The organism is Methylosinus sp. LW4 (genome assembly GCF_000379125.1).
GTDB lineage: Bacteria > Pseudomonadota > Alphaproteobacteria > Rhizobiales > Beijerinckiaceae > Methylosinus.
On sequence record NZ_KB900627.1, the window covers coordinates 344,491 to 361,258 of the forward strand.

A 16,768-nucleotide genomic window follows, 5' to 3' on the forward strand; every position below is an offset into this window, starting at 1 on the left:
TTAGAACTCCTCCTTCAGCCAGGGCAGAAAGCCATCGAGAAATCGCGTCGCCGCCGGCATGAAATGCGATCCGTGGTGATAGAAAGGGTCGAGACTCGTCACCAGCATGCGGCCCTTCGTCGTCGCCTCGTCGATATAGAGAACCGAGCGTCCCTCGGCGTCGTCTATGAGCGAATGCGCGCCGTTCGGAGGCGCGAAGACGCCATGCAGATGCCAGGCGATGTCATTCGCGCCGATGCGCGCGAACAGCGGATGCTCAGGATCTGCGATCGACAGGCCGAGGCTCGCGCCCGGCTCGAGCCACCACCACCAATTGGTCGGAACGCCGGTGAAGCGGATCGACGGCAGCCATAGATGCTGATCCGTCTCGCCCATGGCGACGACGGCGCCGCCGGAATCGAGATAGTCCGAAAGGAGCGCGCAATGCGGCGCAAGCCGGCTCGCGGGCGTTCGGCAAGGCGCGAGCACGATGTCGAAGCGCGAAAGATCAATGTCGCCGAGCTCCTCCGGCCGCGCGAGCGCGTCGAAGAGAGACGCATAGCGCGGCGCTTCCAGCGCTTCACAGTGATAAGCCGCGCCCGAATGAATGGCGAGAATGCGATTCATGTCGTCGCTCCCGAGCACCAAGCGACGATGCGCTCGGCGAGCGCGACATTGACGGAAGCATCGTCGCAGACGGTCCAGAGATCATTGCCCGCGTGCATCAGAATTGCGCCGCCCCCGGGCCGCTCCCAAATCCAATCGATCGGCGACGCGCCCGGGCCGAGGCCCGTGAGCGCACGGCCGCCCGGCGGAATCGGCGCGTGTCCGCGGCCGTAGAAGCCGGCGACGCCGCGCCGCGTCTCCAGCCGCGCACGATCGACGCCGTCGAAGACGAAATGCTCGCCGAGCGCGGCCAGCGCGAAATCGGCGCGGCGGCCTGCGCCGAGCGGAACGAAAGACGCGAGCTGCGGCAGAAACGGCCGCGCGAGATGGCCCATGAAGGCGAGCCGTCCGCCGCGATCGAAAAAGGCTTCGAGCGCCGCCGAACGGCGCACGAAATCCACCTGATCGAGATGCATCGTCGTGACGACGCCCCGCGCCGCCGCGAGACGCGCATCGGCGAGTTCCGTCTGCCGCACGATGGCCAGCGCGCAGGCCGCGAGCGGCGCGGCGAAAGCCTTGGACGGCGGCCCGTCGCCGCTCAGCACGAGCAGAATCTCGCGATCGGCCACAGTCGTCACGGCCCGGCTCCCGCGAACAAAGGAACGACCGTCTCGATCGGCGCGCAGCCGTCATTGTCGACCGTGACGCGCCGCACCGGCAATCCATAGAGACGCATGAGATCGGCTTCGTTCAAAACGGCGCGCGTCGGGCCGATCGAATGTTCCGATGGTCCCAGCATGAGCAGCGCGTCGTCGGCGACGCTCAGCGCATGCTGCGGCAAATGCGTCGAGAACAATATGGCGTGACGCCCCTGGCGTTTCACCTCGCGCAGCACTGTGAGCAGACGATTCTGATTGGCGAGATCGAGCGCCGACGCCGGCTCGTCGAGAACCAGCGCCGGCGAGCCCGTGGCGAGCGCGCGGGCGAGCAGCACGATCTGCCGCTCGCCGCCGGAGAGCCTGTCGAACGGCCGCTCGGCGAAGTCGCGCGCGCCGACGAGCTCCAGCGCCTCGACCGCGGCGCGATAGTCGGCGGCCCCGGGCGCGCCGAACAGGCCGAGGCCGCGCGCTCGGCCCATGACGACGACATCGAGAGCGCGATAGGGAATATCGGCGCCGATCGATTGCGACACATAGCCGATGACGCGCGGCGCGACGCGGCGGCCGGCGGCGAGCGGAACGAGCCCGGCGAGGGCCTTGATGAGCGTCGTCTTGCCGCGGCCGTTCGGACCCAGAACGGCGAGAATGCGGCCCGCCTCGAGCATGAAGGAGATGTCGGTGAAGATCCACCGCCGGCCGCGCTGCGCGCCGGCCTTGTCGAGGCCGATCATGTGGCGAGCTCCTTGCGACGCGTCTGCCGCAGCAGAGCGGCGAAGGCCGGCGCGCCGATCAGCGCGGTGATGACGCCGAGCGGTATCTCGGCCGCGGTCGCGCTACGCGCGAGACTGTCGACGAGCAGCAGATAGGACGCGCCGAGCGCGGCGGAGACCGGCAGCAGCGCCCGCTGATCCGCGCCGACCACGAGACGCGCGGCATGCGGCACGACCAGCCCCACCCAGCCGACGACGCCGGCGACGGCGACCGCCGCGCCCTCTATGAGCGCGACGGCGGCGAAGACGAGCCAACGGTCGCGCTCGACCGGCAGGCCGAGCGCGCGCGCCTCCTCCTCGCCGAGCGAGAGCACATTGATACGAAAGCGCATGAGCCAGAGCGCCGTCATTCCGACGAGGACGCCGGGCGCCGCGACGCCGAGGCGCGCCCAGGTCGCCGCGGAGAAGCTGCCCATCAGCCAGAAGACGATGGCCGGCAACGAGCTGTTAGGATCGGCGAGAAATTGCAGCAATGAGACGAGCGCGGCGAACAAGGCGCCGACGACGACGCCGGTCAGCACCAGCATCACCGTATCGCTGCGGCCCTCGACGCGCGCCAGCGCGCCGACCAGAGCGAGCGCGAAGGCGCCGGAAGCGAAAGCTGCGCCGATGAGCGCGAGGCCGCTGAAGCCGAGCGCGATCGCGAGCGCGCCGCCGAAGGCCGCGCCGGGCGACACGCCGAGGATTTGCGGCGCCACCAGCGGATTGCGGAACACGCCCTGCAGCGCTGCGCCGCTCACGGCGAGCCCCGCGCCGCACAGAGCGGCGAGCAGAACGCGCGGCGCCCGCACCAGCAGAACGATGCGCTCGTCCATCGCGCTCCAATCCGCAGCGGAACTCGAGACGCGCGACAGCAATATTGCGATCGCCTTTTGCGGCGCGATCTGGAAACGTCCGACGCAGAGCGCCGTCAGCGCGGCGACGAGAAGCAGCATGACGACGGCGAGCGCTCCCGCCCAGACCGGAAGCGCGCGCTTTTGCGGCGTATCGCCGCTCGCGGTCGCGAGCAGGCTCATTTCGACGCGCTCGCGGCAAAGCGATCGTAAAAGCGCGCGTCGCCATTGATCGAGAGGCGAAGCACATCGTCCAAATCCGCTTGCGACGGCGTCCGGCCGTAGAGCAAACGATAGGCGCCTACGATCTCGGCGCGCAAATCATAATGGAACAGCTCGGGATAGAGGAGATCGGCGAGCCACATCCAGGTCAACGGACTCTCCTGGCTGGGCGGGTCCCAGCGATAACCGCCGATCGGCATTTTATAGACGCGCCGCTCGCGCGCGGCGCGCGTCGCCGACAATATCTCGTCGTCATAAACGCGTGCGGGCGTGAGCTTCTCCTCGAAGCCATTGAGCAGAATCACATCCGGGTCCCATTGCGCGATCTGCTCGGCGCTGATCGCGGGCGCGCTCGAAAGACCGTCGGCGGCGTTGCGGGCGCCGACGAGGCGGATGTAGAAATCATAATAGCTGTTCGCGCCCGCCGCCGCGAGACCGCTCGCGGCGCGCTGCAGATAGACGACGTGAAGCCGCCGCGCTTCGGGAATGTCGCGCGCCTTGGTCTCTATGTCCGCGATGGTGGCGGCGCGCCAGGCGATCAGTTCTTTCGCACGCTCCGGCTTGCCGGCGATGTCGGCCATCAGCGTGAGATTCCCGCGCGCCAGCGGCTCCGTTCCATAGCGCAGCAGCGCCGTCCGCAAGCCGGCGTTGCGCAAGGGGCCGACGATGTCGTCGCCACGATCGCCCCATTGCACGACGACCTCTGGATCGAGCAGCGCGAGCGTCTCGACATTGGGCATGAATCCGTCTGCGCCGACGCCGGCGACCGACGCGTCTATGGCGCGCGCCTGCGGAAACATGCGTCCGAGCAGACCCTCGTCGATCGCTTTCTTCGAAGAGGGGTGCATTCCGACGAGGCGCTGCGCCGAGCCGTCCACGGCGATGAGAGTGGAGGCGGAGGGCATGGGAATGGTGACGACGCGTCGCGCCGGATGGGGAAGGCAGACCTCCCGCCCCGCGAGATCGGCGAAGCAATCGGCATGCGCGTGCAATGGCGCGCAAGAAGCGGCGAGCAACGCTGCGCCGCCGACAATTCCCACCCGATTCATGCTCACCTCGTAGAAGGCAATGCTCGGAGCCACGCTCGTCGACTCTTCGAAGCGCCGATTGGCCGCACGACAACTGCGGCGTGATCGTTCATTCGCATGCAAAGCTCGTGGAGCCGGCCGTTCGAGTCAATGGCGTCGCGCCGCTTCTGGAAATGTTGCAATGTCCTGGCTCGAAGCAGCCCGCCCGACGCAGAGGCGGACGTGTCATGAAGCGCGAGACGCGACGCCGGCTCGGCCGCTTCCGCAATTCCAGTGACTCGGATCGCTAGGCCGTCAGTATGGCGCCGCCATCGACGACAACGTCCTGCATGACGATATGGCTCGCGAGGTCCGACGCCAGAAAGGCGACGACATTGGCGATCTCCTGCGGCGTCGCGATTTTGCGCGTCGCTTCGCGAGCCGACCAGACGCTGTCCGTCGCTCCGAGCTCTGCGCGGCGCGCCGTTGCGCGCGCGAGCGCCGCAAAGCAGAGCGCCGCGCCGAAAGCGACGATATCGACGCCGGCGCTGGTCGGATCGGCGGCCGCCCACGGCCCGAGCCCCGGCGCCGCCACGGCGACCGCGCTGGTGATGGGAAGCGAGAGAGCGCCGATCGCAGCGACATAGGCGAGCTCGACTCCCGCGCGCGCGGCGCCGCGCAGAAACGCAAAGGCGACAGCCCCGAAGAAGACAGCGTGATAGACCCGCTGTCGCCACGTCTCGAGATCCTCGACATGGCCGTAGAGCCATTTGGTGGAGACGATGGCGAAGGAGAGCCCGCAGACGCATCCCAAACACACGCCGATCGACGCCGCCGCCATGAAGCGCGAGGCCGTCGTCTGCACGACCTGCTCTCCATGGCGGCGCGCGGTCCGCCGACGCGACTCGATCCACAAAAGATTGCCGGAATAAAACAGGAAGGCGCCGGCGAGGCCGAGGAAGAAATAGGCCCAGCGCACGGGATCGCCGCCATAGCTGCCGAAATGCAGCGCGAAGAAAGGCGACACGGCGGCCGTCCAGCCGCTCTGCCTTTCGGGCAGATAGTCGACATTGACGATCTCTCCGGTCTCGCCCCGCAAGACAGCGAATCCGCCGCCGCGCGATAGGAAGCGCGGATCCTCGCCGACAGCGCGCACGAGCGCGCCGCGTGTGCCGGCGTCGCGATATTGCAGGCTCGTGAGCGAGAACTCTGGCGACACGGCCGCGACGGCGGCCATCAATTCGGCGACAGCTCTCATCGGCGCCGTCTGCTCGTCGCGCTTCACCCCTGCAAAGGGGCCGGTCGAGCGCATGATCGCCGGCAGCCTGCCATCGTAGACGACATGGTCCAAGGCGTCATAGATCGGCTCGTGCAGGCCGAACACGACCGCCGTCAGCGCGATGACGAGATGGAAGGGGAAGCTCGCGACGCCGACGAGACTATGCGCATCTAGCCACATTCGCTTCAAATTCGCGGTGAGACGCAGCGCGAGAAAATCCTTGGCGAGCGAGGGCAGAACCAGGATGAGGCCGGAGACGAGCGCGACGGCGTAGATAGCGCTCACGACGCCCATCACCGTCGTTCCAGTTTCGCGATCGAGAGGAAGACCAGCGGTGCGATGGATCGCATCGACGAATCCGCCGACGCCAAAAACATTCGAGCGTTCGATGCGCAATTCGCCATCCGCTCCGAGCGTCGCCGACCAGACGACATCGTCATTGCGGCTCTTGCGCCAAGTCAAACGGGCCGGCTCGCCGACCGTCGCGAGATGGAGCGTGAAGTCCTTGGCCGCCTCTGGTCGCGCCGCCAATGTCTTCTCGATGAGACGATCGGCGTTCTCGGTCGAAATGGAGCCGCCGATCGGCGGCGAGGCCCAATGAGCGAGCGGCTCCTCGAAGACGGTGAGCGCGCCCGCGTAGAAGCAGACGAACAGCAGCATGCCGGCCACGAGCCCGGTCCATGTGTGAACGCTCTTGTAGAGCCGCAGGATCTCGCTGCGCATGTCTCGTCCTCAGTGCAGAAGCCGCCGACAGAGATAGAGGCCGCCGAAAGCGAGAAGATTGGCGCCGCCGAGCCACAAAAAAGCGGCGCGACCGCTGCGGAAGAGAAAGACGAGGCTCGCGACGCCAAGCCAGATCGGCGCGACGAGCCACATCACGAACTGATATTTATTGCGCGCCTCGAGGCCGCCGGGACCGGCGACGGCGAACAGCCCGGCGAATGCGATCGCCAATGTGAAGCCGAGGACCGAGCCGGCGAGGCTCTTGCTCAGCCAATCAGGACGATGCTCGGCCACGGCTATTTTCTCCCTTTGAGACCCACGAGGCTCGACCATGCGATCAGCAGCGGCATCAGCGCGGCGACCGCCGTGAAGAACGCCGTCGACGCCTCGAGCCGAATTCGCCAGACCATCCAGGCGGCGAGAAGAAAGGCGGCGGCGAAAAGGCCGGGCCGTCTCCCGCGAGCGCGCGTCAGCAATTGCCGCGGCGACGCGACATAGAGGCAGGCGGCGCCTGCGACGACGAGAGCCAGAGCCGCCGAATGAATGAACGCCGCCGCCATTTTTCATCCCTCAAAAATCGACGGTCGCGGAAAGGAGAACCGTTCGCGGCGCGCTCAAAATGACGATGCCGTCGGCGAAATAGGACCCGGCCCAATAATTGTGATCGAGGAGATTATTCGCTTTGGCGCGGAAGGTGACCTTCTTGTCGAGGAGCTGCGTCGAATAGCGGAGGCCCGCGTCGACACGCGCCCATTCGGGAATTTTTTGCGTATTGGCCGAGTTGACGAATTGCGCGCTCGTGTAGACGACGCGTCCTTCGAGCGTCAGGCCTGGAACGAAGGGCGTGTCCCATTCGCCGCCGAGATTGACCTGCCATTTCGGCGTTCCATAGGCGGTCTTGCCGTCGAGCTGCCCATTCGCCGTCTTGGTGAGCACGCCGATCGTGTAGGCCGCGCCGCCGAGGATGCGCACGCCTTCGACGATCTCGCCGAACACGTTCCATTCGACGCCCTGATTGCGCTGGCGTCCGTCGGAATTGTAGACATTGCCGCTCTTGATGAGGCTCGGCTTCTCGATCTCGTAGAAGCTCAGCGTGTTGGCGATCTGTCCCGCGTCCCATTTGACGCCCGTCTCGATCTGCCGCGACTTATAGGGCGGAAATATCTGATTATAATTCGCGGCCGCCGTGTCGGTGACGCGGTCGCCCTGGGTCAGACCCTCGATGTAATTGGCGTAGAGCGACATGGGCATCGGCAAAGGCTTGATGATGAGGCCGAAAGCGGGCGTCACCGCGCTCTCGTCGTAATAATTCGTCTCGGCGCCCGTCGTCGTATTGTAGCTCTTCGTCTGAACCCGCTGCGCGCGGAGGCCGAGAATGAGCTGCGCCCGATCGTCGAAAGCGGAGAGCGTATCGGCGAGAGCGATGCTCGAGAGCGTCGTATCTGTGGACTTCGGCGCTTCTCCCGGATCGCGCGCGATGAGCGGCGTGACGGGAAAGTAGATGCTCGACACATAGGCCGAGCTGCGCTGAAAGGCCGAGCCTATCTTCGATTCGAGATTGGCCGCGCTCAAAGACAATCGATGGCCGATGTCGAAAGTGTGGAAGTCGGCGCGCAAGCCGCCTTGAAACGAAATCGTGTCTGTATAGCCGCGCAGATCGATCGACGTTCCGCTGTAGCGGCCGAGGACATTGACATTGGTCGCGACGGTCGAGTTCGTCAGGCCGTTGAAGCGGGCGTCGATCGCGCCTGCGCTCGCGAACAGAGTGACATTGTCGGCGAGATCATATTCCACGCGCCCCATGGCGCCGGAATTGTTCATTCGGCCGGAGAGACCGCGGAAAATATTATTGCTCGAGTCCGGCGCGGCCGCGACGCCGGTTCCGGTGAAGCTCGCCATCATCGGCACGCCGCCGCGGGCGATCTCCTGGTTGAAATAGGCGTCGAGCGCGATGCGCAGCTTCTCGCCGCGATAGTCGAGCGCGAGCGCCTCGAGCCCGCGTTCACGCGATTGGTAATCGAGCGTCGTATCGCCGCCGCGATAGGCGCCGTTGAAGCGAACGCCGAAGGCGTTGTCCTGACCGAAACGCCGGCCGACGTCGATATGCGTTCCGAATTGCGAGTTCGATGTATAATCGCCGGTGACACTCGTCACGGGCGTGTCGCCGGCCTGCTTGGTGACGAGATTGATCGATCCGCCGACGGCGCCATAGGGAGCCATGCCGCTCAACAGCGCAGCCGGTCCCTTCAGCACCTCGACTCGCTCCAGAAACTCCGTCGGCACGCGGCCATCCGGCGCGACGCCATAAAGTCCATTGAGCGCTGTCTCGCTGACGAGGACCGAAAAGCCACGAATGCGGAAATTCTCGCGAACCTGACCGGAAGAGACGGTGAAGCGCACGGAAGGATCATTCTCGAGCACGTCGGAGAGCGTGCGCGCCTGCTGGTTCTCGATGAGCTTCGAAGTGTAGCTCGTCATATTGAAGGGCGTATCGAGAAAATCGCGATTGCCGAGCATGCCGAGACGCGCGCCGCGCGCGGCCTGGCCTCCCGCATATTCCCTCGGCAGATTGCCGAGCTCGGCCCGCGCGGGCGCAGCGAAAAGCGAAGGCGCGGTCGATGGTCTCGCGGCGACGGACGGCGAAGGCGCATGCCTCCGCGCCGGCGCCGTCGCAGCGCGTGCGCGCGTCTGCGCGACGCGCGCCGCAGCTGCGCTCTGGCGAACGACAGGCCGCGGCTTCTCTTTGGGCGCATCGACCGCTACGGCTGGCAAGGAGGTCACGGGCTCTGCATGCGCAGCCGCGTCGGCGCCGAGACAAAGCATCGCTGCTGCGCTCAGGAGCTTCGCCTGATGGCTTCTTTTTTCTGAGCCCGTTTTCGATCCGGCGCGCTCTAGTATATCGCCAGCGCATGTTATTGTCATTTGTCATCTTCTATATTCGAGTGACGTTATTTGTAGGAACTCTATGTAAATGTATAATTACGGTCAATAATCTGAGCGGTCATTTGGATGCATTGTAATAAATGGATAATATTATGTATTTTCATACATTTGGCTTGTCTGCTCGGGTCACAATTTCGATGTTTGGAATTGTTACACTTATAATCTAGCCGCATTGCGCGCCGCGCTCGACAGACGCCGCCGACGGCGGATCCGGGGCGCGCGTCTCGGCCGCCCGTTCGAGGCCAACGGCGTTCGCGAACCTCTGAACCGCGCGCAAATTCAATCGCTGTATGACGCTCGGATCGCGCAACAAATATGATAAAGAGAGCTCGCAGGCGCAAAATCCACTTTGGCGGAGCCATAGGCGTCGAACTCGTCGATCCAGCTTCCCGACACGGCGGGTTCGAGGAATCGAGCGCGCATCGCATCCAGAAAATCGCTCGCCATCGGACCATCGCATCTCCGATATTTCGACCGCATTACATGGGCGGCCTTTGCAGCCTCGGCATAGAACCAGAGCCGAGTCGAGCGATCCGCGGCTCCGCCGACCGTCGCGCGAGCGTAAATTCGGCCATCTGCGCCGACGCCGCTGCGAAGCGCGGTTTCCCATAGCCGCGCCACGGTCGGCGTCTGATTGAAATGTCGAAGCTCCTCGTTTTGCTCGAGCAACCATATCCACTCGAAATGATGACCAGGCTCGAACGGAAAATGCGGGCCGTCGAGAGGACGCCAAATTTCATCGAAAAATTCGACGAGAATGGACTCTTCAGCCTGAACGAATCGACTGAAGAAAATGTCTCGCACCGCAATGGCTCGTTCCAGATACGCGGAGCGCTTCGTCGCATCGAAGAGTGAGAGCAATGCTTCGAACAAATGCATATGCGAGTTCTGACGGCGCGGGCTATCGCTCGCCGGAAGAGTCTCGACATAGCCGCCATGCTCGGAAGCCATGTCGCGATCCAGAAAGCTCAGCGTCGCATCGGCGAGCGCGATATAAGTGGAATCGCGCGTCGTCTCATATGCCTTCGCGAGAGCGAGCAGAATGAATGCATGTGTATAGAGATCACGACGACCATCGACGACGGCGCCGTCGCGCGCCACGGAAAAGGCCCAGCCGCGAGCGCCGTCGGCTTCATAATAGCGTTCGATCATCGTCGCGCCCGCGCGCGCGACCAGCTCTGCTCCCTCCGCGAACCAGCCTGTTCGATGCGCAACGCTGTAAGTGTAAATCTGACGCGCTTGCACCATGGCTCGCCTGGGCGTCTCAAGCAGCGGCGCGCCTGTGAGCGAAAGACGTTCGACGAATGAGCTCGTGCGCTCATCCCAGCCATTCGAAGCCCACAACGGAAGCGCTTTCTCTTTCAGCCACGCACGGATCGAGCTCGGCTCTTCGGCGCCAGTCATATCGTATCCTTTGAGAGTGCGTGTTCGAAGGCAAGGAGGTCGCGCAGCCGCGACGCCTCAGCGTAAGCCGATTGAACCACAGGTCGACGCCGGCTCGATGCAAGTCCGTTCACGGGCGGCGACCTCATCGGCATGCCTCGAAAGCGATATCGCGAGCCGCTTCCGTCGAAGTCCTGTCATCATGAGCGCGCGCGAGCGCAAAGAGCCGCTATCCGCTCGATCTCCCATCGGATCGATGCATAGAGATCGCCGCCCGAAAACAAGCGCCCACGAATTCCTGCGCGCCGCGCCGCCTCCATGTCGATTTCCTTGTCGCCGACGAGAAGGCTCGCACCCATGTCGATCGGCCACTCGGAAGACGCCCGCAAAATCATGCCGGGATTGGGCTTCCGATCGGGATGATCAGTATGTCGCCATTCAGCGTCGACGGCGTCCGGGTGGTAGGGACAGAAATAGAATGCGTCGATATGAGCCCCCGCCGCAGCGAGTTGCGCGGACATAGCGGCGTGAAATCTGTCGATATCCGCTTCGCGAAACAGCCCGCGCGCAACTCCGGCTTGATTGCTGACCACGAAGGCGAAAGCTCCCGACTCGTTCACGCATCTGATCGCTTCGACGGCCCCCGGAATCCACTCCAAGTCCTCGACGCGATGGCAATAGCCCGCATCGCGATTCAGCACGCCGTCACGGTCGAAAAAAACCGCGGGTCGGCGCCTGTTGCCAAGATCTCTACGCGCTTGGTCGAGCGATTCCGGCGTTCCGATATCGATAAAATATCCTTCGAGCTCCTCCCCGAGAATAGCGCGGGTCGCGGCGAGCCGCGGATAAACGTCCGACTCGATCGAGCAGGGCTCGCTCTCGACAAACGTCAATATCTGTCGCCGAAACACGCCCACTCCGGCATTGATCGACGCCGGTCCCGAGCCTTGCTCTTTTTCATGAAAGGCGACGACATAGCCATCTTGCAATTTCACGCTGCCGTAGCGCGTTGCGTCGGACTCTCGTCGCAGCGCGAGCACGCCGAGAACATCCGGCCTCTTCTCCAGGCCGGCCGACAGGCGCCGGAGATTGATGTCGAATAGCGTATCGCCATTCGCCAACAGAAATACAGGATCGAGCAAGTGCGCGGCATTTTTCAAAGCGCCCGCCGTTCCCGCCGGCGCAGATTCGACCACGATTCGCACGGACGCGCCGCGAATGGAACGTCCTTGGTAGCGCTCGAGGACGCTGTCGTGCAAATGTCCAGCGAGCAGAAGAATGTCATCGAAGCCGTGGCGAATGATCTCGAGCAGCAATGCATCGAGAAACACAGTGTCCCCGTCGATCGCCATGAGCGGCTTTGGCGTCGTGGATGCGAGCGCGCCGAGCCGCGTTCCTTTGCCGCCGACCAATATCACAGCCTGCCTCGTCGTCATGACCGCATGAACCTCGCATATAGGCGCCGGTCGGCGAATGGAACCGCTCTATCTGAAAAGCGAATACGAATCCCCGCGCTTGTAGACTCTCGCTCGGGCCGCTCTGAAGAACTCCTTCCAGGCGCCGGCAAATACGTCGTGAGAGGGAAGGGTGATCGCCCCAGCCCAATGGGCGAGATAGATTTCCTTGCCTTCTGGATCGAGCGGCTTACCGTTCGAGAAAGTGATCCCCGGAGCCTTATAGTAGTTCTCGTGGGAGGCGTTCTCGACGCAATGAGGCAGCAGCGCCGTCTTCAGCCCTCGCCTATGCACCACGAAATTCATCAGCGGTTGCGCGAACAATTGGCCTCGCTTGCGAACCTCGTGGAAGATGTCGATGTCGGCTCGAATCGTCTCGAGAACGTCGGACAGACTCAGAAAGCGGCTCGACGTAACCCAAAACCCATCATTGAACAGCAGCGCGCCGTCCAAGAACGCGTGCTTCTTTTGGTTCTCGTTGTAAACATAGTCGAAGCTCGGGGACGCGACGATGAATTCTCGCTCGCCGCGTTCGAGGCGACCGAAGACCGTCCGCAAGTCACGAAAAAGGATCACATCGACGTCGACATATGCGACTTCGTCGAGCTCGAGCGCGAGCGCCTGCAGCTTGCGAAGGCGACGCCGATGGGAGTTGAATATTCCAGGATAGAGCTCGTGCGACAGCCGGTCGATTTCCGCGGGCTCGCTTTCGACGATTGTCACGCCATAGACGTCGGCGGCCCGTCTGGTCAGTGAGATATTGTCGTCATAGGGAATGAGATAGAGCGGCAGCGCGGCGTTGGTGTCACGATAGCTTTCCAGAAAGGGAAGCAGCCAGTCGATCACCTTGTCATTGGCGACGATCGCGACTCCATACCGACGCTCGTCGGACGGGGATGAATCGAACCCGGCTCCAGTCATCTATTATCCCATGTCCGTGCAGTCGTCCGTATCGAAGCTTGCGCGTCGCGAGCGACCTATATTTGTTCGAATCGACAGCCCTGCGCAACTCGGAGGCGTCGCCTTTGGCGCATCGGCTACTATCTATATTCGAACCTGAGCGGAAGCATAAAGTCCAGCATATGGCGAAACAGGGACTTTTCTTTGAACGGTCTGTATTTCGATAAAATGTCAATTTCAAATCGAATTCGAAATTATTCGGAAATACCTCTCCTCGGCAAAACCGCTAGGAGGGGCTGGGCGCTGTCGCGAGAAAGGCTTCTTGAACGGCATGTCGCAATTCGGGCGAATAAAAACTCCCAGCTTCGGTCCGTCGGGCCACCGCCGTCGACTCGATGGGAGAACGGTCGCTATCGTTCATCCGGCGTGGTCCTCGTGCGGCTCCTATCGAGTGATCTTCAGCCAGGCCATGGCGTATCGCGCGCTCGGAGCGCGCGTCGTGTCCATAGCCGTGATGGATGCGCCGACGGCCGACGCGCCGCATGGAGAGCGATGGCCGCGGTACATCGCCGAGAGCGCCGATTTGCCTGTCGACAAGCGCTATTTTTCCGGCCCTCCGACACGCAGCTGGACGAGCTTCTCCTTGCTCAAAAACGGGTGGTGGCCGCTGATCCATGGCGATCAGGCGTCGTGGCTCATCGAGCTTTGCAAGCGCGCCCCTTTGCCGGAAGGGATCGGCGACGAGAGGATCGATCTCGTCCACGCCAATCACTTTTTCACGCTCCCTTTGGTGCGTCGCATGCTTCGAAACCGTCGAGCGCCCGTGGTCCTGGAAACCCATGACGTCCAGGCGGCGCAATTCATATTGCGCAATCGTGACGGCTTCTTCGTGCCTCCATATGTCGGTTTCTCGGATCTTCTCGCGATCGAGCTCGAGTGGATGCAGAAGGCGGACTATTGCGCGCATCTCAATCGTGAGGAGCACGACACCTTCCAACGACTGCTCCCGAAAAAACGCCATGCGCTCATATATCCGGCTGTGCCGCCAGCGCGACCGTCGCGCGGAGGCGACAGGATTTTGACGGTCGCCAGCGGGCACTACCCGAACTATCTCGGAATCAAATGGCTGCTGGAGGAGGTGCTTCCTCTCGCGCCCGGCGTTTCGATCGACATCGTCGGGGACGTCGACGAAGCGGTGAGAAAGCGCGACAAATCACTTTTCGACGCTCATCGACATCTATTTCGAGGGCGCGTCCCGCAGATCGAGTCGGCATACGAGCGAGCCGGCTGCGTGCTGCTCCCGACCTTGGAGGGATACGGGCTTTCGATCAGAACGGCGGAAGCGCTATCCAGCGGCGCTCCGCTGATCGCGACGCCGCTCGCGTTTCGGGGCCTGGACGCCGGCGTGCAAAGGCTTCGCAATGTCACGGTAGCGACGGACGCCCCGAGCTTCGCAGCAGCGCTACGCGCCGCTCACGCGCGCATCGAGGATGGCGTCGGGACGACGGACAGCCGCACGAGCGACACGCGGCAATTCTTCGACACGGTATTCGGCTTCGACGTCTATGTCGACGCGCTCGCGGAGATCTCTGCAATGATGTTGACCGCATGAACGAGCCAGCTTTCCGACCCCGCACGAGCCCCTCGGCGCTTTTCGGCAAGGAGGTGGCGATCGTGCATCCTGCATGGCATTCTTGTGGGAGCTATCAGTCCATCCTCGGTCAAGTCGAGGCGTATCGCGCGATGGGCGCGAATGTGTCGATGGTCGCCGTCAGCACCGATCCCGGATTCACTCCAGAACGTTCTTGGATCTGGCGATCATATATCGAATCGACGCCCGAGCTCGATCGCGACGCGCGCTTCTACGCCGGAGCGCCGTTGAGCGCTCTTTTCCATCCGAGCTTTCTTCGTAACGCCGTTTGGCCCTATGCGCACGGCAATCAAGCGATTATTCGCAAGGCTCTCGCCGAGCGATCACGGCTTTCGGAGAGGCTCGACAGCCTGTCCTTCGACATGGTTCACTGCAATCATTTCTTTCTGATGCCCGTCGCCGAACGTCTCGCGAGAGGCGGCTCGCCTATCCTTCTAGACAGCCATGATCTGCAAGCCCGTCAGTTCATGCTCATGAACCAGAAGATTCCGTGGCTGCGCCCGCATGCGAGCTACGAGGCGATGCTCGCGGTCGAGCTTGAGAGCATGCGAGGAGCCGATCTGCTCTTGCATGTGAACATCGAGGAGCATGAGGTATTTTCAGAACTTTTGCCCGAGAAGCGTCATGCTTTGCTCTATCCGGCGGGGCCGGAGGCGCCTCGCGGGCCAGGCGGCGACGACATAGTCGTCGTGGCGAGCAACAACACGGCCAATGTCGAAAGCGTCGTGTGGTTCCTTCGGGAAGTCGCGCCGAAGGCGCCGGACATCGATATCAAGATCGTCGGCAACATAGATGCTGGAGTGCGCTCGGCGGCGCCGGAGGAATATAGGCGCTATCGTGATTGGTTCGTCGGACGAGTGGATGATGTGCGGCGCGTATATGAGAATGCGCGACTCGTCTTGCTTCCGATGGTCAATGGCTTTGGCCTTTCGATCAAGACGCTGGAGGCGATGGCGAGCGGCTTGCCGTTGATTGCGACATCCGCCGCTCTGCGTGGCATGCAAGACGACGCGTTGGCTCTACGAGACGTGACGATCGCCGATGATCCAGAATCGTTCGCGCGCGCGCTGAATCGAAAAGCTCGCGAGCCTCGTCGGACGGAAGCGCAGCGGCGAACGAGCGGCGTGAGAGCCTATTTCGATGCTCATTTTTCACAAGCTGTCTATCGCCGCAACCTCGAGGCGTTGGTCGAATCGCTTCTAGAGAACGGACGTCGGCCATGAAGTCGTTCAGCCTCGGCGCGGACGCCGTTCCACGCGGAACGCGAGTTGGCGGTCTCGCAGCGGGCGCGACGATTCGCTCCCGGGCGCCCTTGCGCCTGGGCTTTGGCGGCGGCGGCACCGACCTTTCGCCTTTTTGCGACCTGCACGGCGGCGCAGTGTTGAATTGCACCATCGATCGTTACGCATATTGCTATTTGAGCGCGCGCGACGATATGAAGCTGGTGCTGGACGCTCGTGATAGAGGCGTTGTCGAGACCCACGCATTCGGGGAGCCGATCGATTGCTCCGGCAAGCTACGGCTGCATCGAGGCGTATATAATCGGTTTCTGCAGGACGGCTTCCTGTCACGATCTCGCGGCGTCACGATCGTGACGACGACTGATGCGCTCGCGGGATCGGGGTTGGGAACGTCGTCGGCCCTCGTTGTCGCCATTTGCGAAGCGATGCGGGAATATGCCGATGCGCCTTTCGGATTGTATGAGCTGGCGCATCTGGCCTTCGAGATCGAGCGTCGGCAGCTTCGACTGGCGGGCGGCAAGCAGGATCAGTATTCGGCGGCGTTCGGCGGCGTCAATTTCGTCGAGTTTTTCTCGCAAGATCGTGTGATCGTCAATCCGCTCCGCGTTCACAGGAATATTCTGCTCGAGCTCGAAGCGGCGCTCGTCATTTGCTTCACCGGGCTGTCTCGCGAATCGGACACGATCATCCAAGCGCAGATCAACCGGTTGAACTCGAATGACGAGGACGTCATCGCAGCGATGATGGCTATGAAGGCGGCGGCTTACGAGATGAAGGCCGCGCTGCTCGCCGGAGATTTGTTCGCTTTCGGAGATATGTTGAATCGGTCTTGGCGCTTCAAGAAGAGCACGGCGGCGACCATTTCCAATGATCGTGTCGAGCGGCTCTTGCAAGTCGGGCTCGCGGCCGGCGCCTTCGCCTGCAAGGTGTCGGGAGCGGGCGGCGGCGGCTTCCTCATGTTCATGACGGAACCCGAGAGCAAAACGGCCGTCATGCACGCCCTGAACGCCGCGGGCGGGGAGGCGACGCCGGTGCGACTGACTGGCGAAGGAGTGGAAGTCTGGACACGCCCCTGAAGCGGGGCAAGCTCGGCGGCTAATAGCGTTTCATGCTTTCGA

The 16,768-nt window shown here is 63.0% G+C and carries 16 protein-coding genes and 1 pseudogene; 3 read left to right on the forward strand and 14 right to left on the reverse strand.

Annotation, left to right across the window (positions count from 1 at the left end; translation table 11 throughout):
• From METLW4_RS0121240 to METLW4_RS28605, 14 genes and pseudogenes are all read right to left on the reverse strand, one after another.
• The gene (locus METLW4_RS0121240; RefSeq protein ID WP_026191704.1) at nt 1-606 is read right to left on the reverse strand and encodes a hypothetical protein; all 606 of its coding nucleotides are present in this window, start codon (nt 604-606) and stop codon (nt 1-3) included.
• Nucleotides 603-1,223 (reverse strand): hypothetical protein, encoded by a 621-nt coding sequence (locus METLW4_RS0121245; protein ID WP_018268250.1) that lies wholly within the window; start codon nt 1,221-1,223, stop codon nt 603-605. The genes METLW4_RS0121240 and METLW4_RS0121245 overlap by 4 nt, the downstream gene beginning before the upstream one ends.
• Nucleotides 1,220-1,975 carry an ABC transporter ATP-binding protein gene (locus METLW4_RS0121250; RefSeq protein WP_018268251.1) on the reverse strand — a complete coding sequence of 252 codons (756 nt, stop codon included), beginning with the start codon at nt 1,973-1,975 and terminating at the stop codon, nt 1,220-1,222. Before METLW4_RS0121250 ends, METLW4_RS0121245 begins: the two co-directional genes overlap by 4 nt.
• The gene (locus tag METLW4_RS0121255; protein ID WP_018268252.1) at nt 1,972-3,030 is read right to left on the reverse strand and encodes a FecCD family ABC transporter permease; all 1,059 of its coding nucleotides are present in this window, start codon (nt 3,028-3,030) and stop codon (nt 1,972-1,974) included. The genes METLW4_RS0121250 and METLW4_RS0121255 overlap by 4 nt, the downstream gene beginning before the upstream one ends.
• Entirely contained in the window at nt 3,027-4,151 is a 1,125-nt protein-coding gene (locus METLW4_RS0121260; RefSeq protein ID WP_018268253.1) for an ABC transporter substrate-binding protein, read from the reverse strand. Before METLW4_RS0121260 ends, METLW4_RS0121255 begins: the two co-directional genes overlap by 4 nt.
• A 232-nt stretch (nt 4,152-4,383) precedes the next feature.
• Complete coding sequence (locus tag METLW4_RS28920; RefSeq protein ID WP_256377848.1) at nt 4,384-4,917, reverse strand: SDR family oxidoreductase; 534 nt, start codon at nt 4,915-4,917, stop codon at nt 4,384-4,386.
• A gap of 75 nt (nt 4,918-4,992) precedes the next feature.
• Nucleotides 4,993-6,078 (reverse strand): annotated as a pseudogene (locus METLW4_RS28925) (PepSY-associated TM helix domain-containing protein); the annotation flags it as partial.
• 9 nt (nt 6,079-6,087) lie between these two features.
• The gene (locus METLW4_RS0121275) at nt 6,088-6,372 is read right to left on the reverse strand and encodes a hypothetical protein (RefSeq protein ID WP_018268256.1); all 285 of its coding nucleotides are present in this window, start codon (nt 6,370-6,372) and stop codon (nt 6,088-6,090) included.
• Between the two features lie 2 nt (nt 6,373-6,374).
• The gene (locus METLW4_RS0121280) at nt 6,375-6,638 is read right to left on the reverse strand and encodes a hypothetical protein (RefSeq protein ID WP_018268257.1); all 264 of its coding nucleotides are present in this window, start codon (nt 6,636-6,638) and stop codon (nt 6,375-6,377) included.
• A gap of 10 nt (nt 6,639-6,648) precedes the next feature.
• The gene (locus METLW4_RS0121285) at nt 6,649-8,859 is read right to left on the reverse strand and encodes a TonB-dependent receptor (RefSeq protein ID WP_245258512.1); all 2,211 of its coding nucleotides are present in this window, start codon (nt 8,857-8,859) and stop codon (nt 6,649-6,651) included.
• Between the two features lie 441 nt (nt 8,860-9,300).
• Nucleotides 9,301-10,425, reverse strand: coding sequence for an AGE family epimerase/isomerase (locus tag METLW4_RS0121295; RefSeq protein ID WP_018268260.1), 1,125 nt, complete (start codon nt 10,423-10,425; stop codon nt 9,301-9,303).
• Between the two features lie 179 nt (nt 10,426-10,604).
• Entirely contained in the window at nt 10,605-11,840 is a 1,236-nt protein-coding gene (locus tag METLW4_RS0121300) for an HAD-IIIA family hydrolase (RefSeq protein WP_018268261.1), read from the reverse strand.
• Nucleotides 11,841-11,888: 48 nt separating this feature from the next.
• Nucleotides 11,889-12,779 (reverse strand): hypothetical protein, encoded by an 891-nt coding sequence (locus tag METLW4_RS0121305; RefSeq protein WP_018268262.1) that lies wholly within the window; start codon nt 12,777-12,779, stop codon nt 11,889-11,891.
• Between the two features lie 265 nt (nt 12,780-13,044).
• Entirely contained in the window at nt 13,045-13,779 is a 735-nt protein-coding gene (locus tag METLW4_RS28605; protein WP_245258553.1) for a hypothetical protein, read from the reverse strand.
• Here METLW4_RS28605 and METLW4_RS28610 point away from each other — a divergent pair.
• The 3 genes from METLW4_RS28610 (at nt 13,699) to METLW4_RS0121320 (ending at nt 16,726) form a co-directional block, all read left to right on the forward strand.
• Complete coding sequence (locus tag METLW4_RS28610) at nt 13,699-14,370, forward strand: glycosyltransferase family 4 protein (RefSeq protein ID WP_245258546.1); 672 nt, start codon at nt 13,699-13,701, stop codon at nt 14,368-14,370. The genes METLW4_RS28605 and METLW4_RS28610 overlap by 81 nt on opposite strands.
• Before the next feature lie 560 nt (nt 14,371-14,930).
• A complete protein-coding gene (locus tag METLW4_RS28615; RefSeq protein WP_245258514.1) occupies nt 14,931-15,632 on the forward strand; it encodes a glycosyltransferase family 4 protein in 702 nt (233 codons plus the stop codon).
• Nucleotides 15,629-16,726: a GHMP family kinase ATP-binding protein gene (locus METLW4_RS0121320; RefSeq protein WP_018268265.1), complete on the forward strand. Its 1,098-nt coding sequence runs from the start codon at nt 15,629-15,631 to the stop codon at nt 16,724-16,726. The genes METLW4_RS28615 and METLW4_RS0121320 overlap by 4 nt, the downstream gene beginning before the upstream one ends.
• The last annotated feature ends 42 nt before the right edge of the window (nt 16,727-16,768 follow it).

Excerpts from the sequence above, each read along its gene's own strand:
- METLW4_RS28610 (WP_245258546.1), top strand. The coding sequence starts at position 13,699 with ATGCAGAAGGCGGACTATTGCGCGCATCTCAATCGTGAGGAGCACGAC.
- METLW4_RS0121320 (WP_018268265.1), top strand. The coding sequence starts at position 15,629 with ATGAAGTCGTTCAGCCTCGGCGCGGACGCCGTTCCACGCGGAACGCGA.
- METLW4_RS28920 (WP_256377848.1), bottom strand. The coding sequence starts at position 4,917 with ATGGCGGCGGCGTCGATCGGCGTGTGTTTGGGATGCGTCTGCGGGCTC.
- METLW4_RS0121295 (WP_018268260.1), bottom strand. The coding sequence starts at position 10,425 with ATGACTGGCGCCGAAGAGCCGAGCTCGATCCGTGCGTGGCTGAAAGAG.
- METLW4_RS0121280 (WP_018268257.1), bottom strand. The coding sequence starts at position 6,638 with ATGGCGGCGGCGTTCATTCATTCGGCGGCTCTGGCTCTCGTCGTCGCA.
- METLW4_RS0121240 (WP_026191704.1), bottom strand. The coding sequence starts at position 606 with ATGAATCGCATTCTCGCCATTCATTCGGGCGCGGCTTATCACTGTGAA.
- METLW4_RS28615 (WP_245258514.1), top strand. The coding sequence starts at position 14,931 with ATGCTCGCGGTCGAGCTTGAGAGCATGCGAGGAGCCGATCTGCTCTTG.
- METLW4_RS28605 (WP_245258553.1), bottom strand. The coding sequence starts at position 13,779 with ATGGCGTTTTTTCGGGAGCAGTCGTTGGAAGGTGTCGTGCTCCTCACG.
- METLW4_RS0121300 (WP_018268261.1), bottom strand. The coding sequence starts at position 11,840 with ATGACGACGAGGCAGGCTGTGATATTGGTCGGCGGCAAAGGAACGCGG.
- METLW4_RS0121250 (WP_018268251.1), bottom strand. The coding sequence starts at position 1,975 with ATGATCGGCCTCGACAAGGCCGGCGCGCAGCGCGGCCGGCGGTGGATC.
- METLW4_RS0121305 (WP_018268262.1), bottom strand. The coding sequence starts at position 12,779 with ATGACTGGAGCCGGGTTCGATTCATCCCCGTCCGACGAGCGTCGGTAT.
- METLW4_RS0121255 (WP_018268252.1), bottom strand. The coding sequence starts at position 3,030 with ATGAGCCTGCTCGCGACCGCGAGCGGCGATACGCCGCAAAAGCGCGCG.